The sequence below is a fragment of the Lachnospiraceae bacterium genome, assembly GCA_022794035.1.
Taxonomy (GTDB): Bacteria; Bacillota; Clostridia; order Lachnospirales; family Bianqueaceae; genus CALWPV01.
Window position 1 is genome coordinate 183,236 of the sequence record JAAWDX010000001.1, and the last position, 25,199, is coordinate 208,434.

The following is a 25,199-nucleotide window of genomic DNA, read 5'->3' on the forward strand; positions in this document are numbered from 1 at the left end:
ATGCTAAACGGAAATAAGTTTAAAAAATCTTTAAATGCATTAGAAGAAACGGGCGCTCATAAAGCGGATGTGCCGCAGACCCCGGATCGTCTGTATATTAAATGTGAAAAATGCAAAAAGATGATCCTCACAGAGGAGCTGGGGCGGAATCTGGGCGTATGCCCGTTTTGCGGATTCCATACGCGGCTGAGCGCGCGACAGCGCATCGGGATGTTTTTAGATGAGGGCAGCTTTGAAGAATGGGATGCCGATCTGGTATCAGATGATTTTCTTGATTTCCCCGGCTATAAAGAAAAGCTGGAGAAGCACAGCGAGCAGAGCGGTGAAAAATCAGCCGTGATCACCGGCCGTGCGGCGGTTGGGGGATATCCCTGCGTCGTATTTGTGATGGAGCCGGGCTTCATGATGGGCTCGATGGGCGCCGTCGTAGGCGAGAAAATCACACGCGTATTTGAAAGGGCGGCAGAGCTTAGGCTCCCGGTAATTGGATTTACCGTGTCGGGCGGAGCCCGCATGCAGGAGGGGACGACCTCGCTCATGCAGATGGCTAAGGTGTCAGGCGCAGTCAAGCGTCATAGCGACCGAGGCGGCTTTTATGCTGCGGTGCTCACCGATCCAACCTCCGGCGGCGTGACCGCAAGCTTCGCCATGGAGGCAGATGTGCTGATGGCAGAGCCGGGAGCACTGATTGCCTTTGCCGGGCCGCGCGTGATCGAGCAAACAATTCATAAGAAGCTTCCAGCTGGTTTTCAGCGGGCCGAGTTTTTGCTGGAAAGAGGCTTTTTAGATAAAATTGTACCCAGAGAGCGGCTTAAAATCACATTGAAGCGCTTGTTAGGATATCATCGGCAAGAGAAAGAGAGGTAGGCTATGGGAGACTTCGACCGGGTATTGGCGGCGCGCGATACCGAGCGCCCGACAGGACTGCAGTTTTTCAGCGCCATATTCTCCGAATTCATGGAGCTTCATGGCGATCGCTGTTTTGGCGATGACCCGGCCATTGTTGGCGGCATAGGCCGCCTAAACGGCATGGTGGTCACGGCTATCTGCACCGAGAAGGGGCGCAGCACGCGCGAAAAGGTGCGCCGCAACTTCGGCTCCGCGCATCCGGAGGGCTACCGCAAGGCGCTGCGGCTCATGAAGCAGGCCGAGAAATTTGGCCGGCCGGTGATCTGCTTTGTCGATACCGCCGGTGCATTCTGTGGTCTGGAGGCCGAGGAACGCGGACAGGGGCAGGCCATTGCAGAAAATCTGATGGAGATGATGACGCTGACGGTGCCTGTGATCACGGTGATCACCGGAGAAGGCGGCAGCGGCGGCGCTCTGGGGCTGGCGGTGGCTAATGAGGTATGGATGCTGGAAAATGCAGCCTATTCGGTGATCTCGCCGGAGGGATGCGCCAGCATTTTATGGAAGGACGCGGCACGCCGCGAAGATGCTGCTGAGCATCTGGGGCTCACGGCAGAAAAGCTGCGGCAGCTGGGCATTGTAGACCGCGTCATTCAGGAGGATGCCGCATTTGAGGTGCTGATGAAAAGGCTGGGCGGCGATCTGTATGAGGCGCTGGTAAGCTTGCAGAAGCTTAGCAGGGAAGAGCTGACCGAGAGCCGGTACCAGCGGTTTCGTCGTATAGGGACGGATAAGATCCGAATCAGCAGTGAGGCAGAGGAGGAAAAGTGAAAATGATAAAAAAGGGCATCTGTGTGATGTGCGCAGCACTGCTGCTTTTGACGGCCTGTACAGCTAAAGAGGAAGCAGGGCAGCCAAACAGCAGCGCCCAAGAGGCGCAGCAGAGCAGCTCACAGCAAAGCAGTGAAGTGAGCGCAGAAAGTGAAGAAGAGAGCATAGAAGAAAGCCTGGAAGAAAGCGAAGAGAGCAGCGAGGCTCTGGAGCAGCCGGATCAGGAGATCGAGCAAAGGCTGGCGGGCATGAGTCTGGAAGAGAAAATAGGGCAAATGTTTTTCGCACGCTTTACGGGAGCAGACACAGCGGCTTATTATGCAGAGGAATATCAGCTGGGCGGCTATGTACTGTTTGCGGTAGACTTTGAGGGATATACCAAGGAGCAGGTCATCAGCCATATTGATGGCTGTCAGGCAGTTTCAAACACACCGATGCTGATGGGCGTTGACGAGGAAGGCGGCCGTGTGGTAAGGGTGAGCCAGTATTTTCGTGAGGAGCCCTTTGCTTCTCCGCGGGATGTGTATGCAGCGGGCGGCTGGGATGCGATCATCAGCACGACCGAGGAGAAATGTGCGCTTTTAAAGGAGCTGCATCTCAATGTTAATTTGGCGCCGGTGTGTGATCTGGCAGGGGATCCAGAGGATTTTATGTACACGCGTTCCTTTAGCGGAGATCCGGAGCTGGCTGCTGATTTTGTAGGACGGACAGTCAGCATCATGAAGGAGCAGGGCGTGGGCGCTTCGTTAAAGCATTTTCCCGGGTATGGCGATAATGTGGATACGCATACGGGAATTGCGGTGGACAGCAGGGAGGCATCCGCATTTTACGAACGTGATTTTAAGCCGTTTTTGGAGGGGATCCAAAAAGGAGCCGGCAGCGTTATGGTGTCGCATAACATCGTGAATTGCTTTGACAGTGAATATCCAGCCTCTCTTTCGCCGAAGGTTCACCAGATTTTGCGTGAGGAACTCGGATATGAAGGCGTGATCATAACGGACGATCTGGCCATGGGCGCTATTTTGGATTACTGTGGCGAGGTAGACGCGGCGGTGCTGGCTGTGGAGGCCGGTAATGATCTGCTGATTTCCACGGAGTTTGAGAGTCAGTATGCTGCTGTTTTAAGCGCAGTGCAGTCAGGCAGAATCACAGAGGAACGAATCGATGAATCCGTCAGGCGGATTCTACTGTTTAAAAAACAGATCGGAATCCTTTAATTCACAGAATTGTTTATAAAAAGGGCTGCAAACGGTTGCAGTCCTTTTATATTTATGATACAATCAAGGCACTTTTTAAAATAGTTTTTAAAATTAGAGAATACAGGGAGCATCCAACGGGAGGAAAAAATGAGTGATATTCGTTATAACAAGTCGATTGTAAAAAATATCAATGAATGTTTGATCCGCAAGGCACTGCGAGGCTCGGAGACATTTACCAAAACTAAAATTGCGCATGATACGGGGCTAAGCTTTCCGACGGTAAGCCGTATTTTGGATGAGATGGCGCAGGAGGGCGAGATTCTGGCAAGCGGCGTAGATCCTACGACAGGAGGACGGCATGCACACTCCTATTCCGTCAATCCAGAGTACGCCTATGTGCTTTGTCTGTATTTTCCGGGAAAATCCTTACATACGCTGGTCATCAATGCACTGGGGCAGCCGGTGGAAAAGGAAAAGTTTTTGGCGCAGCAGGATCGGCTGGCTGAGCAGATTGATGAGATTGTAGAATTGAAACGGCAAAAATACCCGATTCGGGCGATCTCAGCAGGTCTGCCGTGGGGAATATCTAATGGTACGATTTTATTTGGCGCTAAAGCCTATGATATGCAGAATTATAATCTGAAGGCGCACTTGGAAGAGAAGTTTGGGATGCGCGTGCGGGTAGAAAATGATATGAACGCGATGGTGACCGGCTGCTATCAGCGAATGTTTAAAGAAGAAAAAAATGCTTCGCTTGTCTGTGTCAGCTTTGGCAGCAGAGGCTGCGGCTGTGGGCTGTATTTGGACGGGCAGCTGATTCGCGGGGCCAATGGTTTTGCCGGAGAGCTGCGGTATCTGCCGATGAATCATGAGACCAATCTGGACTATGAGTATCTAAACGGATTTATGACGCAGGACGCGGTGACACGGATTGCGCAGACCGTATCGACATTATGTGCAACCGTAGACCCGGGCTATATTGTTTTTTATAAAAATCCAATTGTAGAAAATATTCTTCCACAGGTGGAGGAGGCCTGTCACCGGTTTCTGCCGGAGGAAGTGGTGCCTAAGCTGATTCTTACCGATACCTATCAAGAAGATTTTGAAAGCGGCTTGATTCAGTTTGGCAGTGATTTGCTTTTGGCAGGATATCGAATCATTAATCGATAGGAGTAGGGATGATGAAGGCGGAGTGGCTGGTACGAGATAAAAGCTTTTACAAAAGGCTGTTTTTATTAGCGCTGCCGATGGCGGGACAGAGTATCCTGACCTTTTCAGTAGGGCTGGCGGATAATATCATGGTGGGGCAGCTGGGCGATACAGCGCTTTCAGGCGTATATATGGCCAATCAGTGGATGACGCTGCTGCAAAAATTTGTAACCGGATTTTCCACGGCGTCGCTCGTCTTGGCTACGCAGTACTGGGGGCGGCGGGATACCGACAGCATCAAAACGATTATGGCGATGACGGCAAAATTTTGCTTTGCCTGCAGTCTGATTTTCTTTGTGCTGGCATTCTTTTTTCCGCGTTTTGTGCTGGGAATGTATACCAATGAAGAGGCTGTGATTGAGGAAAGCATTCGCTATATGCGGATTGTGTGTATTTCGTATCTGTTTTACTGTGTGACGGAAGTGCTGATGACGTCGATGAAATGCGTGGAGACGGTGGGCATTGGCCTATACATATCGATCAGCACGCTGATTGTCAATGTGGGGCTGAACTATGTGCTTATTTTTGGCAAGCTGGGCATGCCAGCGCTGGGGATCCGCGGAGCCGCCGTGGCCACATTAGCCGCCAGAGTGCTGGAAGCCGTGATCATGCTGTATTATGTTAAAGTTAAGGATCATAAACTGAAATTGACGCTGCGGGATATTTCCCGGCATAGCCGGGTGCTGCTTAAGGATTATATTCATTATGGCATCCCGATCTTTGCGGGCTCGGCTGTGTGGGGGCTTAACATGACGGTGCAGAGCGCGATCTTTGGCCGGCTCGGCGAGAGCGCGATTTCGGCGGTGAGCATTTCTAACAATCTGTTTAATATCATTTCGGTGGCGATGTACGGCGTGTCGAGTGCGACGGGCATTATCATTGGCAAGACGGTGGGCAGCGGTGATTATGAGCGGGTGAAGCAGTATGCAAAGACGCTGCAGCTGGTGTTTATCGGTATGGGCGTCGTGACGGCGCTTTTGATGTATGGCAGTCACTGGCTGATCCCGGTGCTGTATCCGACGATTTTGCCGGAGACGGCAGAGGTGACGTATCAGCTGATTTGCGTGCTTTCGATCATGGTGCTGGGTACGGCGTATCAGGTATCGTGTCTGACGGGCATTGTGCGCGCGGGAGGCTGCACGCATTTTGTGTTTGTCAATGATACGATATTTGTGTGCTGCGTGCTGATCCCTTCAGGGCTGATTGCGGCGTTTGTGCTGGGAGCGCCGACATGGGTGGTGTTTGCCTGTTTGAAATGTGATCAGCTGCTGAAATGCATTGTGGCTGTGGTGAAGGTGAATCGTTTTAAATGGATTAAAAATATTACACGCGATGCCGCGGCTGTGCAAAAGGGCTAATCCTCATGCAAAAATAACGAATATTTATGCAAAAAGTGCTGATTGACAATTGGGTTATGCGTGATATAATAGATTAACACGACACAAAAGTGTATAAAAATACAATCATATAGAAGGAGTTTTAGAGATGAAGAAACTGTTGACAGTTTTGCTGGCGGCCGCGCTGATGATGACGATGGTTGCCTGCGGAAGTGATGAGAAGGAAACAAGCGGAGCGGATTCTGCTTTGGAAAAGGTGACGATTGAGAAGTTAGATGACCTGGCTGGCAAGACCATCGGCGTGCAGCTGGGAACGACTGGTGATGAGGCAGCGAGCGAGTATGAGTCGCAGGGCGCTACGGTTAAGCGTTTCAGCAAGGGCGCCGAGGCGGTGCAGGCACTGAAGACGGGTCAGGTTGACTGTGTGGTTATTGATTCTCTGCCGGCGGAAAAGTTTGTGGAGGCCAATGAGGATCTGGAGATCCTGCAGGGCGACTTCTTTGAGGAAGAGCAGTATGCGATCTGCATGAAAAAGGAAAGCGAGATGCTGGCGAAGTTTAATGCGGCGCTGGCAGAGCTGAAGCAGGAAGGCACGCTGGAATCTATCATGAAGAACTACATCGGTGATGAGATCGGCAAAACGCCGTATGAGTCTCCGGCCAATGTGGACCGTTCTAACGGTAAGCTGGTGATGGCTACGAATGCTGCGTTTGAGCCCTGGGAATATTATGAAGGCGATAAGATCGTGGGTGTGGATGCCGACATCGCACAGGCGATTGCTGATAAGCTGGGCATGGAATTAGAGATTACGGACATGGAGTTTGAGGGAATCATTGCGGCAGTGACCTCTGGCAAGGCTGACTTTGGCGCTGCTGGCATGACCGTAAATGAGGAGCGTCTGCAGAGCGTAGATTTTACCGATACCTATGCCAATGCAACGCAGGTGATTATCGTAAGAAAGTAATCGGCACTGCATATAAGGGGAAGGGGCTGTGAGCGAATGGGCTTTCAGCCCTTCCTTTACTATTTAAGCGTATAGCGGGGGAGGAAGTACATTGAACATATGGCTGTCGTTTGGGGACGATTTTTACCTGAATTTTATTAAGGACGACCGGTATCTGTATCTTTTAAAAGGACTGGGCAATACGCTGCTGATCACGGTGCTGGCAGCGATCATGGGCATTGTTCTGGGATTTATTGTGGCGATTATCCGTTCAAGCCATGATAAAACCGGGAGCTTTAAGCTGGTTGATCCGCTGTGCCGCCTGTATCTAACGGTGATCCGCGGCACGCCGACGATGATTCAGCTGCTGATTATCAATTTTGTAGTCTTTGGCTCTGCCAATGTGAATGGTATCATTGTGGGTGCGATTGCATTTGGCCTCAATTCAGGCGCCTATGTGGCGGAGATTTTCCGGTCGGGCATTATGTCGGTGGATCAGGGGCAGTTTGAGGCCGGCCGCAGTCTGGGGCTGAATTTTACGAAAACAATGCGGCTGATTATTATGCCGCAGGCGTTTAAGAATGTACTTCCGGCACTGGCGAATGAGTTCATTACTCTATTAAAGGAAACGTCCATTATCGGGACGATTGGCATGATGGATCTGACCCGCGGCGCCTCGATTATTCAGAGCCGCACCTATCAGCCGTTTATGCCGCTTTTAGCGGCGGCGCTGATCTATCTGGCGCTGGTACTGGTGATGACAAAGCTGGTGAGCCGGCTGGAGAGGAGGCTGCGGAGCAATGAGCGATAAACAGGAAGCATTACTTGTAGTGAAGGATCTGCACAAAGCGTTTGGCGAGCTGGAGGTGCTATCGGGCATTAGTACCGAGATCCATAAGGGAGAGGTCGTGACGGTGATCGGACCCTCGGGTTCAGGCAAGTCGACCTTTTTGCGCACGCTGAATCTGCTGGAGGAGCCGACGAGCGGCACAGTGAATTTTGAAGGGGTGGATATTACTGATAAATCGGTGAATATCGACCGCCATCGTCAGAAGATCGGGATGGTGTTTCAGCAGTTTAATCTGTTTCCGCATAAAACGATTAAGCAGAATATTATGTTGGCGCCGGTGACGTTGGGGCTGATGAGCGCGGCAGAGGCATCGAAAAAAGCAGATGAGCTGCTGGCGCGGATTGGGCTGCCGGATAAGGCAGACACCTATCCGGCGATGCTTTCCGGAGGCCAGAAGCAGCGGGTGGCGATTGCCCGGGCGCTGGCGATGAATCCGGATGTTATGTTGTTTGATGAGCCTACCTCGGCGCTGGATCCGGAGATGGTGGGCGAGGTGCTGGCGCTGATGAAGGAGCTGGCGGAGAGCGGCATGACGATGGTCGTAGTGACGCATGAAATGGGCTTTGCGCGGGAGGTTTCGACCCGGATTTTGTTTATAGATGAAGGCAAAATTCAGGAGGAGAATGTGCCGGAGCTGTTTTTTGAGCAGCCTAAGAATCCGCGGCTCAAAGAATTTTTATCAAAGGTACTATAATGAAGATGAAAGTTGGCGCCTATCAATTTGCCGTGACGGGCGATATTGAACGAAATCTGAAGAGTATGGAGCGCGGGATTCTTTGCGCTGTGCGCGCAGGCGTGCGGTTGCTGGCATTTCCGGAGTGTGCGCTGACGGGATATCCGCCGCGGGATCTGGCGTGCGCTGCAGATGCGGATCTTGAGCAGGCGAAGGCGGCCTGCGCGAGGCTGCAGGAGCTGGCGGAGACGTATGAGATGCATATCCTTGCAGGGAGCATTACGGAGCAAAGTGGCTGCCGGTATAATAGCGTATTGCTTTTTTCTGGTGAGCGGGCGGGCTCTGATAGCGGCGCTTTGTATCATAAGCGGGCGCTGTGGGGCTGGGATCGTGATAATTTTGCGCCCGGCGCCGAGAGCGGCATCTTGGAGATAGAGGGCTGGCGGCTGGGCGTCCGCATCTGCTTTGAGGTCAGGTTTCCGGAGTTTTTCCGGGAGCTGTACCGGGCGCAGACGGATTTGAATCTTCTTTTATTTTATGATGTCTGCGATCAAGAGAATGAGGATCGATATGAGATGATCCGCTCGCATATCCGCACAAGAGCTGTTGAGAATGTGACGCATACTCTGTCGGTGAATACCATTTCTCCCTATCAGACTGCGCCGACGGGGCTGTATGACCGGTCGGGTCGCTGCCTGACGGAGCTGACGCGCGGCGAAGAGGGGCTCCTCGTATATGAGCTGGAGAAACGCCCGCTGGATTTCGGAGAGCAGGGGCGAAAGGAGATCTCAGATCAGCTTTGCTAGGAGCGGCCTGTGCTGGTACGGGGGACTTTTTACATTCACCGCTGCTGGTCCGTCCCTTTTGACTGCCACTGGCATCCTGCCGTTTCCACCGCCACTGGCCCGTTCCTTTTGATTTCCACCGCCACTGGCGGAAATGGACGATATAGCTGAACTTTTTCCACCGTGCATGGTGGAAAATTTATACAATAGCGGAAAAATACACGTTAGCAAGCATCTTGGCATAAAAAATGGCGGAAAAAATTCCGCCATTCCAGTTTGAGAGCTTGTGTGCGACGGTATTTTCTCCGCTATTTTTTAATTTTCACCAATCGTGGCGCAGGCACGATGATATCCTCTGAGTTTTATAGGCTGTCTTCTATAGCCTTTTGCACCTTTTCCGCGATGTCATCAGGCAGTGAGTTAGTTTGACCGCTTAGATAATCAGCTAAATATGCTTCTAAAACCGTGCAGATATCGGCATCTACAATGAAGGCCTGCTTATTTTCCTGTATCAGGCTTTGGAGCGAGTCGGCCAGATCCTGCGGGAGCGCCTCTCTGTCAAAGGCTTGCTTCTGGATTTGGTACTGCCCGCCAGACAGTGACCGGAAGGAATCAATAAGAGCAAGTGCTTCATTTTGATTGACGGGAGTCAGCATTGCCATTGCATCATACATCGTAATCATTTCCCATTGGTCATGAGGAATATCCATCAATGCTCTTAAAAATCGAACCGCGGCCTCGGGCTGAGAGGAGCTAGCACTCACCATACCCATAATATTGATATTAACAGAGTATCCGTCGCCATCTCCTAACGGATAAAAAAGCAGCTCAGCATCCTGCTGCAGGAGCTGGTGGCAGGCGCTGCTCATGTAGCGCGCAGCGCAAATCATATTTGAGTTTCCTAATATTACGGTACAAAAGTCTCTGATATCGGCAAAGGACATGCTGGTGACCGTGGCAGCACCGCTAAAATACGGGAAAGCCATATCCATAGTAGTCCTAAAGTATTCCATCGTCAGGGCAAAGAGCGCGGGATCTACAGCTACTTGACCGGCTTCGCGGTCCACATGAAGCGCGCCGGTGTGCTCCAGCACTTCATACATCCATTGATAGCGATTGCTGATAGAAAGCATCAGAGGGAGCTGGGAGCAGTAATCAGCAGAATCCTTATGCAGGTCCGCGTCGGCCATCAGGGCTTGAAGCAGCTGCTGAGCAGTATATTGATCACTTAACTCTGATAAGCCGCCTGCGCCGAGTGTTTGTGCATCTGTAATCAGATATTGTATAGAAACCGATAAAGGAAGGATGAACTGCTCATCGCCGCATTTTCCGGCTTCTATGGCACCGTTTATATAGTTAGCCGGATCATAATCAGTATCTGCCTGCAGATATTCATGCAGCCCGGCAAGCTTGCCGTCCTTGGCCCATTGGAATGGGTTTATGATAAAGGAGCTGCTGTATTTGTCAAGGAGAATCACATCCGGTGCTTTATCGCCCTCCAGCGCCTGTTCTAGCTCCTCTGCACTTTTAAAGGAAGTAGCTTCGATCGGTAGACAGTCGTCAGATGTTTTGTACCAGTCCAGCAGTGCGCGGATCATTGGTTCCGTATCGGCTTCGCCGACATAGTAGACGCGAAGCGGAGCCGCCTCGCCGGAAACAGCCGAGCTGCTCGGCTTGGGTTCTTCTGTGCGGGTACAGCCAAAGGCGCAGCAGACAAGGGCTGCACATAGCAGTAATGCAAATATTTTTTTCATTTTCTCATACCTCTTTTTTTTTGCGGCATAGCCGCTGTGATGCCTTGAATATACGTCTGCCAAAATAAAAAGTCAAGCTCTATTTTTGCACATGCTCTGTCGAAACAGGCAGCTGAAAAAAGGCATCCCGGTATCTTTTGGGGGTATAGCCGGTATGCTTTTTAAATGCACGGATAAAGTGGCTCTGAGAGCTGAATGCCAGAATAGCACTGATTTCAGCATAGGTGTAGTCAGAAAATTTCAGCATGTTTTGGGCCGCCTCCATACGCTTGGACAGGATATAGGAGGAGATGGAGCAGCCGGTTTCTTTTTTAAATAGAGTAGAGAGATAGCTTTCGTTTAAGTGAACCTGCTCCGCCAGGTCCCGGACAGAGATGCTTTCATGCAGATGATGATAAATGTAATCAAGGCATAGCGTGATAGGCTTAGAATAGACCTTTATCTTATCAAGTGCAGCCATTTCTTTGGTGTAAAAAGCAAACATATCGGCGTGCAGAGCTTTGATTTCGTCAATCGTCCGCAGCGTATCCATTTTTAAAATATACAGATCGCTGATGTTATAGGCGCGTTCCGCAGCCATTCCGCCAGCGATAGCGCTGCGGCTGGCAAGAGTAATGGAAGCAACAAAAAGATATTTGTAATTACGCACGGGATCATCCGATACGTGGCCCGGAAGGTCGGAGGAAAACATACGGACCCCCTCCTCTATAGCCCTAGGATCACCGATGCGCAGCAGATCATATTGATACATATCCTCCGTGACGGTATGATGCCGGTCATCATTTTCCCGATGAATGTACTCCATATATTTGAGCTGTTTTTCAGTTAAAGTAGCCATGTTTCACCTCCCAGTATGAAATGAGCATATCACAAATAGCGGCAGGGAGCAATGCTTAAAAAAGGGCACGTTCCTGCCGAGGCAAATGCAGGGCAGCAGCGCAAAGAAAGCCGATAAGAGAAAGCAGAAGCAGAAAAACAAATACGGCAGGTCGTCCAAAGGAGTCAGAAACCAAGCCGGCAGCAATCGGGATGACAGCACTGCCGATGCTCTTAAAGGTAGCGATTAGGCTAAGCGCGGTCGTTGTGCAACCCTCCTCTACTAGATTCAGAATGATTTTAAGCGTGAGCATAATATAAAGCATAGTAGCTGTAGATTTGCAGAGGAAAAGGACAAGGCAAAGCGCAGCGAGGTGGGACACTAGAGAATAAGTAGCAAACTGAATAAGCAGCAAACCAAAAGAGATAAGTAGCAGCTGTTTGGCCGAGAGCCGGTTCATATACCGGTTAGAAAATAAAATAATCGGGATTTCCATCAGTGTAGAGGCAAATAAAATGCTGCCAACCTGAGTCGTATTGCCAAGCAGCTCTTGCAGGCGCAGAGTAAGGTAGGTGCCGTTTGCGGCCGCCGCGCCGCTGAACAGAAAGCTGACAAAGCTAAATAAAAGGAACGAACGGTTTTTTAGCAGAACACGAAGAATGCCAGCGCTTTTTGGGACGGCTGTGGCATGCAGCTCATGAGCAGCGTCGTTATTAGTAGTTAAAAAGAAAGCGCCCATTGTGACCAGCATGGCTGCAGCAAATATATAAAAATTAAACCGCGGAGCAATTGTTTCATAGATGAATGCAGCAGCCTGTGTGGCCGCGGCATATCCAACCGCTCCCCATAAGCGGATCAGGCCATAGCGGTATGGCGTATTGGTAGCCAGCTGCTCGCACAGAGGATTGACCCCAGAAAGAAACATCGTGGTAAGGCCATTTAAAATGAACAGCAATACATTATTTTGAAAAGAAGCAAATAAAAGCGCACAGATCGCTGAAAGACAGAGCAGGGCGACGCTGATCGTGCGGTCACGGCGCATCCGGTCATACACAAGACCAATTACAGGCTGTAAAAGCATAGTAAAAATACCGCCGGCGGAAATAATGACGGAGATTTCCGAATCGGCCTTGCCATTGCCGGCGAGATAAATAGAAAGGATGGAATTGAAGATTCCCATTCCGAAAAAATAGGCGAAATAGAGCAGGGCATAGCTGCTATACCGTTTTCTTTTGATTGCCTTAAGCTGCATAAAATGACCTCCTGATATGGTGAATGATGGGAGGAGTGTAGCACAAATCTGTTCAATTAAATATCACGTATATTGTATTTTTAGCCCTGATATTATGGGAAATGAAGAGGATAATAATGTTATAAATCCAATACATGTGCAATCCATAAACTCTCTTTTTTGATACAATGCCTGCATGATAAGCGCTTAAAAGATAATGAAAAAGGAGTGATTGATTTATGAAACAGATAACGGGCAAAAAATCAACCGCAAGAGTGGTGAACATGACAGAAGGAAATCCAATGCGCATCATTCTGATGTTTGCTGTTCCTTTATTTATAGGTAATATCTTTCAGCAGGTATACAGCATGATCGACACGATGATTGCAGGGTATAGCTTGGGCGACGGTGCGATAGCGGCCATAGGAGCGACCTCCTCGCTATATTCACTTCTAATCAATATCGCATCAGGTCTAAATAGCGGCTATGCGATTGTCGTCACACAGTATTTCGGATCGGGGAATGAAAAAAAGCTAAAAGAGGCCGTTGCGGGCATGATACAGCTCAATATAGTGGTGACGGCAGTTTTGACAGTGGTATCCGTTGTATTTTTGAGGCCGTTGATGCGATTCATGAATACACCGGAGGCAATTTTTTCAGAAGCATACCGTTATATTGTTGTTATCTGTATGGGTATGCTGGCTACAATCTGCTATAATATGTTTTCAGGGATTTTGCGGGCGGTAGGGAATAGCCGTACTTCTATCTACTTCCTAATTCTTGCTTCTTTATTAAATATAGGGCTGGATTTGCTTTTTGTGGTAGGCCTGAAGATGGGAGTTGCAGGAGCGGCGCTGGCTACTGTGATCGCACAGGGAACGGCCGCAGCATTTTGCGGATGGTATATCGTTAAAAATTATCGCTTTCTTCTGCCAAGCAGAAAGGATCTGCGAGTTTCCAAAAAGCTGTTAGGAGAGCTGGTGTCACAAGGAGTCGCGATGGGTTTAATGCTTTGCGTTGTGGATCTGGGGTCAATTCTGTTTCAGAGGGCCACAAATGGTCTGGGAGCAAGCATTATTTCCGCGCAAACGGCATCAAGGCGTATCATCGGGATTACCATGCAGCCGCTGGCTACCATTGCAACAGCATCCTCTACCTTTGTGGGTCAGAACTGGGGAGCAGGAAAGACGGACAGAATCCGATCAGGACTCAAGCAGGTGCTGAAAATGGAGATGGTATGGTCCGGAATTGCCTGCATCATCGCCGCGTTTTTCGGAGATATACTGATCCGGATTACGACGGGGACAGAGGATTTAATGATCATACAAAACGCGGTCATGAATTTGCGCTGGCATTTATTCTTTTTCCCGGTGCTGGGAGCTCTGCTTGTGCTGCGTACCGCGATGCAGGCCATGGGCAAAAAGATAGCGCCCATTATTTCCAGCTGTTTGGAGCTGGGGATGAAAGGCGTATCGGCTGCGTTTTTAATACCGCAGCTTGGCTTTTTTGGCAGCAGCATTACAGAGCCGCTGACATGGGTGATTATGCTGGTCTTCTTGGTTGGTGCGTTTTGTATACAAAAGAGAGCGTTATTCGGTGAAAGCAGATGGAAAGAAAATTTAGAAATCTAAAGAGTTTATAAATTTTATTTAGAAAACTTGACATTCTTCTGAAGAAAATTTATAATAAACCAGACCTATATCCATAGATGAAAAGCAAGGAATAAAGTTAAATGAAGAAATTAAAGAAAAAAGGGATCGGCTGGTATATCGGCGACCGTCTGCTGCAGTTTGTTTTTATTTTACTGGCAGCCAGCGTGCTTGTTTTTGCGATGTGCCACATGTCTAACATCGATCCGGTGGCAGTGATTTTAGGCGGCAAGCAGACCTCGCCGGAGACCATTGCGGCGCTTCGTGAAAAGTTTTATTTGAATGATTCGCTGCCGATGCAGTACTGGCGATGGCTTAAAGGAATGCTGCAGGGTGATTTTGGACTTGATTTCAAATATCAGCAGCCGGTGTGGGATTTAATCGCAGGGCGGCTTCCGGTGACACTGACGCTCACCTTTTGCAGTTCGATTGCCGCGCTGCTTGTGGCTATTCCGCTTGGGGTGCTTAGCGGGATACGCCGTCATACGCTGGTGGATCGGGGCGCATCCCTGTTTTCGCTGATTACGATGGCCTGTCCTCCGTTTTTTATCAGTGTCATTGCCATCGCGATCTTAGCCCGCGTTGCACCAGGGATTTCCTTCACCGGGAGCTTTAGCTCACTCGGGGAGATGATAGAGCGTCTCTGGCTGCCGGCCTTGTGTCTGGCACTGGGAATGATTGCATTAGCGCAGCGCATGATTCGCTCTTCCATGATCGAAGAGCTGCAGAGTCCGCATATTCAGATGGCGCAGGCAAAGGGACTTCCGCAAAAGACGATAATCTGGAAGCATGCATTTAAAAATGCGCTCATTCCTTTGATTACGGTGTACGGCATTCAGATGGGCAGTATGCTGGTAGGGGCAGTTTTAGTCGAGGCAGTATTTTCGCTGGCGGGCCTCGGCGGACTTTTGATATCGGCTGTACAGACCAGCAATTATCCGGTCACACAAGCGATTACAATGCTGATGGTGTTTGTCTTTTTGCTCATCAGCACGATTACCGATATCTTATATGCGGTTATCGATCCGAGGATCCGTACCGGAATGGGAGGCCGCAATGGATAAAAAAAGAAAGAGAATTCGGTCATTTTTCAGCCCTGCTGTGATCGTAGCAGTGATGATTTTGGCAATTGTGATCGGCGGCGCCATCCTTGCGAATGTCTTGGCGCCTTATGATCCGAATGCCATCAGTTTGGGCGAGGCGCTGCAGGGGCCTTCCTTGACTCATTGGCTAGGGACGGATCCAACGGGCCGTGATATCTTTTCCCGGCTTCTTTTCGGCGGGCGGACGACGCTGCTCAGCGCAGTGGCCATTGTAGCGTTTGCGATGCTGTTTGGTATTCCGCTGGGGCTGTTTGCCGGATATTATGGCGGTTGGTTTGACAAGGTTACGCAGAGGATCTGCGATGTGATCATCGCCTTTCCCTCTTTATTATTGGCATTTGTATTTGTGGCGGCATTCGGGCGCAGCTTGATCAACAGTATTATTGCCATTGGTATTATCTATATTCCGATGACGGCTAAGCTTACGCGTTCGCTGACGCTGACTGAAAAAAATAAGACCTATGTGGAAGCCGGCAGAACCATTGGCTATTCAAGGCCTAGAATCTTATTTACTGAGATTCTGCCCAACTGCGTAGCGCCGCTTACGGCACAGTTGACGCTCGACATCGGATATGCAGTGCTTGATTTAGCGGCGATGAGTTTTCTGGGGCTTGGTGTGCAGCCGCCAACGGCGGATTGGGGCGCGATGCTGGAGGAAGGGCAGCAGTTATTGTTTTTGCATCCAATGGGGGCGGTTGCCCCAGGGATTGCCATTGCTCTGACAGTCATTGCCATCAATCTGATCAGTGATGGCGTCTTAAGATATATCGACCCTGCGCAGAGAAGGCTGCCGCGGCTGCGGAAAAAACGTCTTGAGGCCATGGTGAAAAGCAGCATGGAAGCAGCGGTGCAAAAGCAGCAGAAGGAGCAGGCGCATGGATAATAGCATATTGAAAATCAGGGATCTGCATCTGTGGCTTCATACAGAGCAGGGGCTCCATCACATTTTGCAGGGCGTTGATCTGGACATACAAAAAGGAGAGGTCCATGGGCTCATCGGAGAAAGCGGCTGCGGCAAAACGATGATGACAAAGGCCGTTTTGAACATGGGGGATGCCGCGCGTACAGTTGTAAGAGGGACGATCCGATTTGACGGACAGGAGCTGACGGAGCTGCCCGCTTCGCAGCGGCGAAGGTTGGGCGGACGGCAGATCGGATATATTACGCAGGATCCTTTAACAGCGCTGAATCCTCTGTTTACCGTGGGCGAGCAGATTGCGGAGATGCTTCGTTATCACAAAGGCATGAACCGAAAGGAAGCGATGCAGGAAGCAGTCAAACAGCTGGAGCGGGTAGGGATCGTACCCGGCGCCCAGATGAGCAGGCGCTATCCGCATCAGTTTTCCGGCGGTCAGCTGCAGCGGATTTGTTTGGCAATGGCCGTATGCTGCGGGCCGCAGCTTCTGATTGCCGACGAGCCGACCACAGCACTGGATGTCACGACGCAGGCGCAGATTTTAGAGCTGCTTAGGCAGCTTCAAAAGGAAGGCTTAGCAATTCTGCTGATTACACATGATTTCGGTGTTGTTTCCGAAGTCTGTCAGCGTGTTTCCGTGATGGATAAAGGAACGATTGTAGAAGAAGGCGATACCAATGCTGTGTTTAACCAGCCGCAAAAGGAATACACCAAGCGTCTGATCGACAGCGCCGTCAGAAAGGAGGGAGCTTATGAAACCTAACCTTTTAGAGGTGCGGGAGCTAAGAAAAGAATATCATCAAAAAGAGGCGACCGTACAGGCGGTAGATGGCGTATCATTTTCTGTAAAAGAAGGAGAAATCTTAGGCATTGTAGGAGAAAGCGGCTGCGGCAAATCGACGCTGGCACGCTGTATCATCCGTTTAATAGAGGCAGAAGAGGGCGCTATCTTATGGAACGGAAGCGATATAAGTCATCACAGCGAAAAGCAGATGCGCAGCCTCCGGCCTCAGATTCAGATGATCTTCCAAAACCCGTATGCCTCTTTTAATCCGCGTTTTTCCATCGGACAAACATTAGAAAAAGTAAGAAAATTTTATGGGCTTACGCCCCAACAATATCAGGACAAATTGGCTGAGCTCCTGCAGTACTGCGAGATTGACAAAGAGCTGCTGGAGAGAAGACCTTCTCAGCTGTCCGGAGGACAGCTACAGAGGCTGGCAATCGTGAGAGCGCTTCTCTCGTCGCCCAGACTGCTGATTGCAGATGAAGCGGTGTCAGCACTCGATGTATCAATACAAGAATCTATTTTAAAGCTGCTGCGCGATATAAGAGGTCAATACGGCATTGCCGTCTTGTTTATTTCTCATGATTTAGCGGTAGTCCGGGCGCTTTGTGAGAGAGTGCTTGTAATGTACCGCGGCCGCATTGTTGAAGAGGGCGGAGCAGAGGAGCTGTTTCGCGCTCCGGCGCATCCCTATACGAAGGCGCTGCTTTCTGCCAGGCCGCGGCTGGGAAAGAGCCAGGAAGGCCGTATTTTATTGCGCGGCGATGTAAGGGATGCAGGGCAAAACGAAAACGCCTGTTTGTTTGCAGGGCGCTGCTATGCAAAGCAAATGGGAAACTGTCAAAGACTCCGTCCCTCGATGGTTGAACTGGGCAAGGGGCACAGAGCCGCTTGTCATTGTATAAATCAAAATTAAAAGGAGAAATCAAATTGAAGCAGGTAGTAAAAAAAGGACTGGTCAGCCTGTTGCTGCTGGCCATGCTGCTGAGCTGTTTAGCAGGCTGCAGCAAACAGGAAGAGCCAAAAGAAAAAGAAGGAAAGGTAACAGCGCAGCTAATCGCAGACGTAGTAGCACTGGATCCGGCGCGTATGTATGACACATCCACGATGCTGGTGCTGGGACAGGTAACAGAAAATATTCTGGCGCAGCAGATGGATGGAAGCATGAAGCCATTTTTGGCCGAGAGCTGGGAAGCGACAGATAATGTTACTTATGTTTATCACATGCGCAGTGACATCAAATTTTCAAACGGAGATCCGGTGACCATGGAGGATGTGCTGTTTTCTATGGAGCGGCACAGAGATCCGGCTGTGGCATCTTATCTGGGCTGGATGTATGATAATGTAGAATCGATTACACAGACAGGTGACTGGGAGTTTACCGTAAAGCTGTATGAGCCGGATGCGACATGGCAGTATGTACTGGGCACAGCCGCCGGTGCGGTTATTCAAAAATCAGCCTGTGAGGCCGCGGGAGATCAGTTTGGTTCTTCTGTAGAAGGGCTGGTGGCCACAGGTCCGTATGTGATTGACAGCTGGACGGTGGGCAGCGAGTTAAAGCTTTCTTACAATCAAAACTATTGGGATCCGCAGTATAGCAATCCGGATGTAAAAAATATTACCTTTACGGTTATCTCAGAGGATACGACGCGCGCCTCCGCGCTGACCAGTGGTCAGACAGATCTGGACACCTGGCTGCCCGGCGATCTCTTGGAGACGATCGAAAAATCCGGAAAAGTAAAGATACAGATGAAGGAGTCGGGTGACTTTCTGTTTTTGGCTATGAACTGCAGTAAGGAGCCTTTTGACGATGTGAATGTCCGCCGCGCGATTGCCAGCGCCATTCCGAAGGAAGAAATCAACAATACAATTGTGGGCAGAGTAGGAGAGAAAGCAAGCTTTATTCCGATGAGCTCCTATCTGTACACCTTTGAGCGTCCGTCATGGGAGGCCTATGAAAAGACGGCTCAGGACTATGCCTATGATATAGAAAAGGCCAAAGAATATCTGGCAGCCTCTGAGCATGCAGATGGTTTTACAGTTAGTCTGATCTGCGACGAGAGCAATATGAATAATTCCATTGCGTTGGTCATTCAGCAGGCCTTGGCAGAGATCGGGATTACCGTCAATATTGAAAGAATGTCTTATGATGAAATCATCTGCCATGAATTCGGCGAATATGTGGATGAAAACGGTAATCATACCTATGAGATGGGTATTTTTGAATGGGAGGCTGATTGGCCGGATCCCTCTGGCAACATCATGGGTATTTTCAACTCTGCGTATATGGGAGAAGGGGGCAGCAATGTGCCCGGATATGCCAATGAAGAGGTAGATGCGCTTTTAAACCAGCAGGCAGCAAGCATGGATGAAGCAGAGAGGACGCAGCTCCTGCAGCAGGCGCTGGATATCATCATTGATGAGAGCCCGATCGTACCGATCAGCTATATGTATTATAAAATGGGACTCGGGGAAGCCATTGAGGCATTTGACCTTGTCACATGGGGAATGTATTTTAAGGATATGAAGTTAAAGTCCTGATGAGGGCCTAACAAAGAAAGGAAGAGCCGTATGATTCGAGCAAAGGAGCTGGCAGCCAGACTGGGCGTTTCGCCCGCTACCATTTCATTGGTGCTCAATGACAAGCCGGGGATCTGTGAGGAGACTCGGCAGGAGCTGCGCAGAAAAATCTGTGAAATGGGATACGGCTATATGCTGAAAAACCCACAGGGCTCTGAGGCTGTTCATGAGGCCGGCGGCGCCATCGCCTTTGTGATCTACCCAGTGTGCAAGGAGTGCAGCGATATTTTCTCATTTTATGCAGCCGTCATGGAAGGTGCCTCTGCTTATCTGCAGGAGCAGGGCTATGAAATGCTTATTTTCCATGTCAAGCCGGAATGTGGATGCAGCTTGGAAAAATGTCTGGCAGATAAAAACGTAAAAGGACTCATCGTACAGAAGCCCTGTCTGGAAAGTATTGACCTGCAGGAGCTGAAGGCTATGGAAAAGCCGTTTGTCATGCTGGATACTTACTACATGGATGAGGAAGTCAACAGCGTTTCCGTCAATAATGAACAGGGTGTTTATAAGCTGATCCGTCACCTGCAGGAGCAAGGGCATGAGCGAATTGGCTATATCAGCTGCAGTGCGCAGCGGGCCAGTTTTTGCGAGCGCAAGGGGTACTATCATATGATCTTGGCGCAGCTGGGGCTGCCGCAGCAGCCGCAGTGGTGTCTGGAGGTCTCCGATGCGGAGGGCATTCACCGCCTGCTGCAGAGCGAAAACGCACCCACGGCCTTTCTTACGGACAATGATATGGTAGCCTGGAAGGCCATTCAGCAGCTTCAGGCCAGCGGTCATACGGTGCCGCAGCAAATTGCAGTGGTCGGCTTCGAGGACCGCGAGATCGCAGCGATGGTAAATCCGCCGCTGACAACCATCCGAGTGCCAGATATGGCATTAGGGCGCCATGCGGCACAGCTGCTGTTATCCACGATTCAGGAAAGCGATTCAAAGGCGGAAGAATGCATCAAAATGGAGCTGGGGGTTGAGCTGGTCGTACGCGACAGCACCCGGCGTGAATAGTTGACAAAGGCCTTGACAGATAGAAAAAAGTTGGCTATACTTAACTATGCTCCGCGTGAGTAGTAATGAACATTTGGCATCATACAATAGAAAACTTTGAATCGTGTCAGGTCCGGAAGGAAGCAGCACTAAGAAGACCTTTCTATGTGATATGGCCCGCCGGGTGGGAGCTATTCACGCGGGGTATTTGTTTAGTATGGTTGGATAGCGGAGAAAACTTTAGTGAAAGGAGATCCCATGTCATATCTGGCATTGTACCGGAAATACCGACCGACCACCTTTGATGGGATGGTGGGGCAGCGGGCAGTCATCACAGCGCTGCAAAATCAAGTAAAATATGGACAGGTGGGGCATGCCTATTTGTTTTGCGGCACACGCGGAACAGGCAAAACCTCAACGGCAAAGGTGTTTGCGCGGGCGGTTAATTGTCTGCATCCGGTAGATGGGAATCCGTGTAACGAGTGTGAGCTGTGCCGGGAGGCAGAGAGCAGCTTTCATCTGGTCGAGATTGATGCGGCCTCTAATAATGGCGTAGAGAATATTCGGGATCTTCGGGAAGAAGTACAGTATACGCCGACCAAGGGACGGTATAAGGTCTATATCATTGATGAAGTACACATGCTGACGCAGTCAGCTTTTAATGCGCTTTTGAAAACGCTCGAGGAGCCGCCTGCACATGTGATTTTTATTCTGGCAACCACAGAGCCGCATAAGGTGCTGCCAACCATTTTATCGCGCTGCCAGCGCTATGATTTTAAGCGCATTACGGTGCAGGAGATTGCAGAGCATTTGGCACAGGTCTGCGAAAAAGAAGGCATCCGTGCAGAAGAGGCAGCGCTGCATTATATTGCTGCTTTGGCGGACGGAGGCATGAGGGATGCGCTGAGTATCCTGGATCAATGTCATGCATATTATATAAATGAAGAGATTACACTGGCAAGAGTGCAGGATGTGCTGGGTGCGGTGGACAGCCGGATTTTCACGCAGATGACTGCGGCACTCGCGCAGGAGGATGCCGCGGCGCTTTTGACGCTGATTCAGCAGATGTTTGCAGAAGGACGGGATGTGCTGCAGTTTGTCAGTACATGGAGCGAATACCTGCGCAATGTACTGGTTAGCCAAGTGTTAAAGGATCAAGCTGAGGGGCTGATTGAGACAGACCCCGAGCAGCTGGAGCGGATTCAAAGACAGGCAGGCGAGCTCAGTGCAGAGCAGCTGACGTGGTATATTGAGAGCTTGGCGAAGCTGGAGGCAAAGTTAAAGTCGGCTTCTGAAAAGCGGATTATTTTAGAGGTAGGACTGCTGGGGCTTTTACGGGGGCGGTCGGCCGAGAGGCCGGAGCGCCTGCAGGAGGCGCCGTCATACAAAGCGCCTGTAAGGACGCCTGAAAGACAGCAGCAGAGCAGAAGCCAGGAGACGATTCCGGCTGTGCCGGCGCCTAAACAGGCAGAACAAAAAACGCCGGCGGAAGGCGCAGCAAAAGGAACGGCGGAGCAGCAGGCCGTGATCCAAAGATGGCCGGAGATCCGAAAGAAAATCAGTACGCAGTGGCAGAGCCTGTATACGCTGAACCTGATGCGGCTGGAGGCGGGGGCGGCTGCGGATGAGCTGGTGCTTCGGGCCTCTAAGGCGATTTATTGTCAGCAGCTGGAGATGAAGGGCGGCGAGAAGCTGTCGCTGATCGAGGAGCAGATTGAGGAAGCTACAGGGAGCCGTTATCGGGTGCGGGTTGTCAGTGATGAGAGACCGCGCATTGGCAGCGGCGACCTGAGTGATATTAAGAATCAAATCCATACGGATGTGAATTGGAGGAATGAATAGAATGGCAAAACGTGGTGGTTTTACCGGCATGCCGGGCGGCATGAATAATTTGATGAAACAGGCGCAGCGCGTGCAGCGCCAGATGGAGGAGATGCAGAAGGAGCTGGAGGCCAAGGAGTTCGAGGGAACGGCCGGCGGCGAGGCTGTGAAGGTGACGGTGACCGGAAAGAAGCAGGTGGTCAGCGTGGAGCTGAAGCCTGAGGTTGTGGATCCGGAGGATATCGAGATGCTGCAGGATCTGATTGTGGCGGCTGCGAATGAGGCGCTGCGTCAGATCGACGAATACCATGAGCAGAAGATGGGCGGCATCAGCGGCGGCCTGAATATTCCGGGGATTTTCTAAGGATGGATTATTTTGGCAGTCCGGTTTCTAAGCTGATTGAGGAGCTGTCGAGATTGCCCGGGATCGGCCGCAAGAGTGCGCAGCGACTAGCATTTCATATGATTCGCATGCCGAAGGAGGAGACGCAGGCGCTGGCGGAGGCTATTGTGTCGGCGCGGACCGAGGTGCGTTACTGCAAGGAATGCGGATGTCTGACGGATGAGGAGCTCTGTCCCATCTGCTCCGATACCGCCAGGGACCATACGGTGATTATGGTGGTGGAGGATGCGCGGGATATGGCGGCATATGAACGCACGCGCCAGTATAAAGGCGTGTATCATATCCTGCAGGGGGTGATTTCACCGCTTTCGGGGGTGAATCCGCAGGATCTGAAGATCAAGGAGCTGTTGGACCGATTGAAGGATGAGACGGTGCAAGAGGTGATCGTTGCGACCAATCCTACGGTGGAGGGCGAGACGACGGCAATGTATTTGAGCCGTTTGCTCAAGCCGCTTGGCGTAAAGGTGACGCGTATCGCCAACGGCGTGCCGGTGGGCGGCGATCTGGAGTATATCGATGAGGTGACGCTGGCCCGGGCGCTAGAGGGGCGCGTGCCTCTCTAAAATGAAAGATCAATGGAATAAACCTTCCTTTTTATGGATATACTGGTAACAGCAAGACCGGTAAGTTGCATAAGGAGGAAGGTTTCTATGTTTAGAAGAAAAAAGACCGATCGAGAGGAACGACTGGCCCGCTTTTGGCAGCATGAGGCGTATCAGCTGGAGGAAACAAAGCAGGAGCTGGAACGCCTGTATCTGCAGCTAGAGGATGTGGTGGACGAGCGTTTAGTGGACAGCATTATCTATGAGATTAAATCACAGGAAGCAAAATATGATTATCATTATCAAAACATCCGCATGCTGGAGGAGCGGACAGAGGTAGTGGGGTAAGAGAGGGAGATGCTCTGCTTTTGCGGCGCTTCGTAGCCCTTTCGCCCCGTAACCCGTTCGCAGTCCTTTCGGCGGTTCAGCCTTTTCGCCGCTCTTCCGCCGCCGCTGGCGGAAATGGGCGATATAGCTGAATTTTTTCCGCCGTGCATGGCGCACAGTTCAAAAATAGGAGAAAAATGCCCGTTAGCAAGCTTCTTATAATAAACAATGACGGAAAAAATTCCACCATCGAGCCTAGACACTTTGTGAATGGAGGAAAAAGTTCCGCCATTTTTTAAATTTTGCCAAAGGCGGATAACAACAAACATCCGCAAAAAAGCAAAATCTACTGAGTCGAAAAACCAAAGGCAGCAAAAGTAAGCGCTTCTTTTCCGCTGCTTTTCTATAAATATAGAGATTCATCTGGATTATATCAATAAGATATGGTATGATGGAAGCAAATAAAGCATATCGTAGGATATAATTGCAGAGAGGCTAAAATGAAGAAAAGAATTTTAGGGATCATATGGATATGGATCGTAACATGCATGATGACGCTGACGGGCTGTGGGTTGCTGCCAAAAGAAGAGGAGCTTCCAATGGCCCCTCTTTTGTTGGAAGGAGAAACTGAGGATTACGTGGTTTCTCAGGTCGTTCGTGGCGATGTTGTGATCCAGGAGCAAATTCGGGCGAGCTATGTGCCCTCTTCCACGGAAAAGCTGGGCTTTGAGCTTGGCGATGAGAAAATCAGTAAGGTGTATGTGAGCGTGGGAGACAGCATCAAAGCAGGCGATGTGCTGATGGAGCTGGATGTAAGCAGCTTGGATGAGCAGATTCGGCAGCAGCAGAATCAGATCGACGATCTATATATGAGCCTCAATCATCTGTATCAGAATGAAGGCGTGAGCATCAGTCAGGCACAGCTGCAGGACAAGCAGGCGGCAGAAAACAGTCAGGCCGGCTGGGTATCGCGTGTGGACGAGGTTGTGGATACCTATGCCAGTCAGGCACAGCAGCTCAAAAATTCCATTCAGGTTGCCGAGCAGCGGCTAAAGGAGCTGGAAGAAAAAAAGAAAACGCGCCAGATCATCGCCTCGATCGACGGGGTGGTGACATACCTATATGAATTTCAGGAAGGAGAGCGGTCAGTCAAGGATAAAAAAGTAGTGACACTCTCCGATATGAGTGAAGCTATGTTTGAGGTATATTCAGAGAACGGGAGTCTGCTGCAGGCAGGCGAGACCTATACGCTGACCAGCGAAGGGAATGAGTATCAGGTAGTTGCGCACCGCGCAGAGGAGCTGAGCTTTGACGGATTGAAGTCAGACGCCATGTATCTTACGATGACAACGCCGGATCCCTCCCTCGAGCAGGGCGCCGCCGGTACGATCGTGCTGATCATGGAGGAAAGCCGCAATACGATTTATGTGCCGAACAGCGCCGTCAAAAACCTAAGAGGAGAGACCGTCGTATATTGCATCGACGAGCAGGGATTTAGAGAGATCCGGCCAGTTCAGATCGGCATTCAGACAGGCAAGATCACAGAGATTACACAAGGCCTTGAAGAAGGCGAAGTGGTCATCATAGAATAAGGAAAAAGGATGAGCGC

General features: G+C 50.5%; 25 protein-coding genes and 1 other RNA gene. 22 read left to right on the top strand and 4 right to left on the bottom strand.

Annotated elements, in window-relative coordinates:
• The 9 genes from HFE64_00910 (at position 1) to HFE64_00950 (ending at position 8,697) form a co-directional block, all read left to right on the top strand.
• The gene (locus HFE64_00910) at positions 1-867 is read left to right on the top strand and encodes an acetyl-CoA carboxylase carboxyltransferase subunit beta (protein ID MCI8632031.1); all 867 of its coding nucleotides are present in this window, start codon (positions 1-3) and stop codon (positions 865-867) included.
• A 3-nt stretch (positions 868-870) separates the two neighbouring features.
• A complete protein-coding gene (locus HFE64_00915; GenBank protein MCI8632032.1) occupies positions 871-1,680 on the top strand; it encodes an acetyl-CoA carboxylase carboxyltransferase subunit alpha in 810 nt (269 codons plus the stop codon).
• The gene (locus HFE64_00920) at positions 1,677-2,897 is read left to right on the top strand and encodes a beta-hexosaminidase (protein ID MCI8632033.1); all 1,221 of its coding nucleotides are present in this window, start codon (positions 1,677-1,679) and stop codon (positions 2,895-2,897) included. Before HFE64_00915 ends, HFE64_00920 begins: the two co-directional genes overlap by 4 nt.
• Before the next feature lie 129 nt (positions 2,898-3,026).
• Entirely contained in the window at positions 3,027-4,049 is a 1,023-nt protein-coding gene (locus HFE64_00925; GenBank protein ID MCI8632034.1) for an ROK family protein, read from the top strand.
• Between the two features lie 8 nt (positions 4,050-4,057).
• A complete protein-coding gene (locus HFE64_00930) occupies positions 4,058-5,446 on the top strand; it encodes an MATE family efflux transporter (GenBank protein MCI8632035.1) in 1,389 nt (462 codons plus the stop codon).
• 127 nt (positions 5,447-5,573) lie between these two features.
• Complete coding sequence (locus tag HFE64_00935; protein MCI8632036.1) at positions 5,574-6,389, top strand: transporter substrate-binding domain-containing protein; 816 nt, start codon at positions 5,574-5,576, stop codon at positions 6,387-6,389.
• Positions 6,390-6,486: 97 nt separating this feature from the next.
• Entirely contained in the window at positions 6,487-7,179 is a 693-nt protein-coding gene (locus HFE64_00940) for an amino acid ABC transporter permease (protein MCI8632037.1), read from the top strand.
• On the top strand, positions 7,169-7,912 hold the full coding sequence (locus HFE64_00945) for an amino acid ABC transporter ATP-binding protein (protein MCI8632038.1): 744 nt from the start codon (positions 7,169-7,171) through the stop codon (positions 7,910-7,912). The genes HFE64_00940 and HFE64_00945 overlap by 11 nt, the downstream gene beginning before the upstream one ends.
• Positions 7,912-8,697: a carbon-nitrogen hydrolase family protein gene (locus HFE64_00950; GenBank protein MCI8632039.1), complete on the top strand. Its 786-nt coding sequence runs from the start codon at positions 7,912-7,914 to the stop codon at positions 8,695-8,697. Before HFE64_00945 ends, HFE64_00950 begins: the two co-directional genes overlap by 1 nt.
• Before the next feature lie 341 nt (positions 8,698-9,038).
• On the opposite strand, the gene HFE64_00955 is transcribed toward HFE64_00950, so the two are convergent.
• From HFE64_00955 to HFE64_00965, 3 genes are all read right to left on the bottom strand, one after another.
• Positions 9,039-10,430 carry a hypothetical protein gene (locus HFE64_00955; GenBank protein MCI8632040.1) on the bottom strand — a complete coding sequence of 464 codons (1,392 nt, stop codon included), beginning with the start codon at positions 10,428-10,430 and terminating at the stop codon, positions 9,039-9,041.
• Positions 10,431-10,509: 79 nt separating this feature from the next.
• Positions 10,510-11,268 (bottom strand): AraC family transcriptional regulator, encoded by a 759-nt coding sequence (locus tag HFE64_00960; protein MCI8632041.1) that lies wholly within the window; start codon positions 11,266-11,268, stop codon positions 10,510-10,512.
• A gap of 55 nt (positions 11,269-11,323) precedes the next feature.
• Positions 11,324-12,499 carry an MFS transporter gene (locus HFE64_00965; protein MCI8632042.1) on the bottom strand — a complete coding sequence of 392 codons (1,176 nt, stop codon included), beginning with the start codon at positions 12,497-12,499 and terminating at the stop codon, positions 11,324-11,326.
• Positions 12,500-12,717: 218 nt separating this feature from the next.
• On the opposite strand from HFE64_00965, the gene HFE64_00970 reads away from it, so the two are divergent.
• The 12 genes from HFE64_00970 (at position 12,718) to HFE64_01025 (ending at position 23,611) form a co-directional block, all read left to right on the top strand.
• Entirely contained in the window at positions 12,718-14,109 is a 1,392-nt protein-coding gene (locus HFE64_00970) for an MATE family efflux transporter (GenBank protein ID MCI8632043.1), read from the top strand.
• Between the two features lie 101 nt (positions 14,110-14,210).
• Positions 14,211-15,191, top strand: a complete 981-nt coding sequence (locus HFE64_00975) for an ABC transporter permease (protein MCI8632044.1) — start codon at positions 14,211-14,213, stop codon at positions 15,189-15,191.
• Positions 15,184-16,113: an ABC transporter permease gene (locus HFE64_00980; protein MCI8632045.1), complete on the top strand. Its 930-nt coding sequence runs from the start codon at positions 15,184-15,186 to the stop codon at positions 16,111-16,113. The genes HFE64_00975 and HFE64_00980 overlap by 8 nt, the downstream gene beginning before the upstream one ends.
• Complete coding sequence (locus tag HFE64_00985) at positions 16,106-16,909, top strand: ABC transporter ATP-binding protein (protein MCI8632046.1); 804 nt, start codon at positions 16,106-16,108, stop codon at positions 16,907-16,909. Before HFE64_00980 ends, HFE64_00985 begins: the two co-directional genes overlap by 8 nt.
• Positions 16,899-17,849 carry an ABC transporter ATP-binding protein gene (locus HFE64_00990; protein MCI8632047.1) on the top strand — a complete coding sequence of 317 codons (951 nt, stop codon included), beginning with the start codon at positions 16,899-16,901 and terminating at the stop codon, positions 17,847-17,849. The genes HFE64_00985 and HFE64_00990 overlap by 11 nt, the downstream gene beginning before the upstream one ends.
• Before the next feature lie 14 nt (positions 17,850-17,863).
• Complete coding sequence (locus HFE64_00995) at positions 17,864-19,474, top strand: ABC transporter substrate-binding protein (protein MCI8632048.1); 1,611 nt, start codon at positions 17,864-17,866, stop codon at positions 19,472-19,474.
• A 30-nt stretch (positions 19,475-19,504) separates the two neighbouring features.
• Positions 19,505-20,518, top strand: a complete 1,014-nt coding sequence (locus HFE64_01000) for a LacI family transcriptional regulator (protein MCI8632049.1) — start codon at positions 19,505-19,507, stop codon at positions 20,516-20,518.
• A gap of 70 nt (positions 20,519-20,588) precedes the next feature.
• Positions 20,589-20,687, top strand: an RNA gene (gene ffs / locus HFE64_01005) — signal recognition particle sRNA small type.
• A gap of 68 nt (positions 20,688-20,755) precedes the next feature.
• Positions 20,756-22,339, top strand: coding sequence for a DNA polymerase III subunit gamma/tau (dnaX, locus tag HFE64_01010; protein MCI8632050.1), 1,584 nt, complete (start codon positions 20,756-20,758; stop codon positions 22,337-22,339).
• Position 22,340: 1 nt separating this feature from the next.
• The gene (locus tag HFE64_01015; protein MCI8632051.1) at positions 22,341-22,682 is read left to right on the top strand and encodes a YbaB/EbfC family nucleoid-associated protein; all 342 of its coding nucleotides are present in this window, start codon (positions 22,341-22,343) and stop codon (positions 22,680-22,682) included.
• A 2-nt stretch (positions 22,683-22,684) separates the two neighbouring features.
• Positions 22,685-23,284, top strand: coding sequence for a recombination protein RecR (gene recR / locus HFE64_01020; GenBank protein MCI8632052.1), 600 nt, complete (start codon positions 22,685-22,687; stop codon positions 23,282-23,284).
• A gap of 87 nt (positions 23,285-23,371) precedes the next feature.
• Positions 23,372-23,611 carry a DUF2508 family protein gene (locus HFE64_01025; GenBank protein ID MCI8632053.1) on the top strand — a complete coding sequence of 80 codons (240 nt, stop codon included), beginning with the start codon at positions 23,372-23,374 and terminating at the stop codon, positions 23,609-23,611.
• On the opposite strand, the gene HFE64_01030 is transcribed toward HFE64_01025, so the two are convergent.
• Complete coding sequence (locus HFE64_01030; protein MCI8632054.1) at positions 23,566-23,853, bottom strand: hypothetical protein; 288 nt, start codon at positions 23,851-23,853, stop codon at positions 23,566-23,568. The genes HFE64_01025 and HFE64_01030 overlap by 46 nt on opposite strands.
• A 237-nt stretch (positions 23,854-24,090) precedes the next feature.
• Here HFE64_01030 and HFE64_01035 point away from each other — a divergent pair, with 237 nt between their 5' ends.
• A complete protein-coding gene (locus HFE64_01035) occupies positions 24,091-25,182 on the top strand; it encodes a biotin/lipoyl-binding protein (protein ID MCI8632055.1) in 1,092 nt (363 codons plus the stop codon).
• Positions 25,183-25,199: the final 17 nt, after the last annotated feature.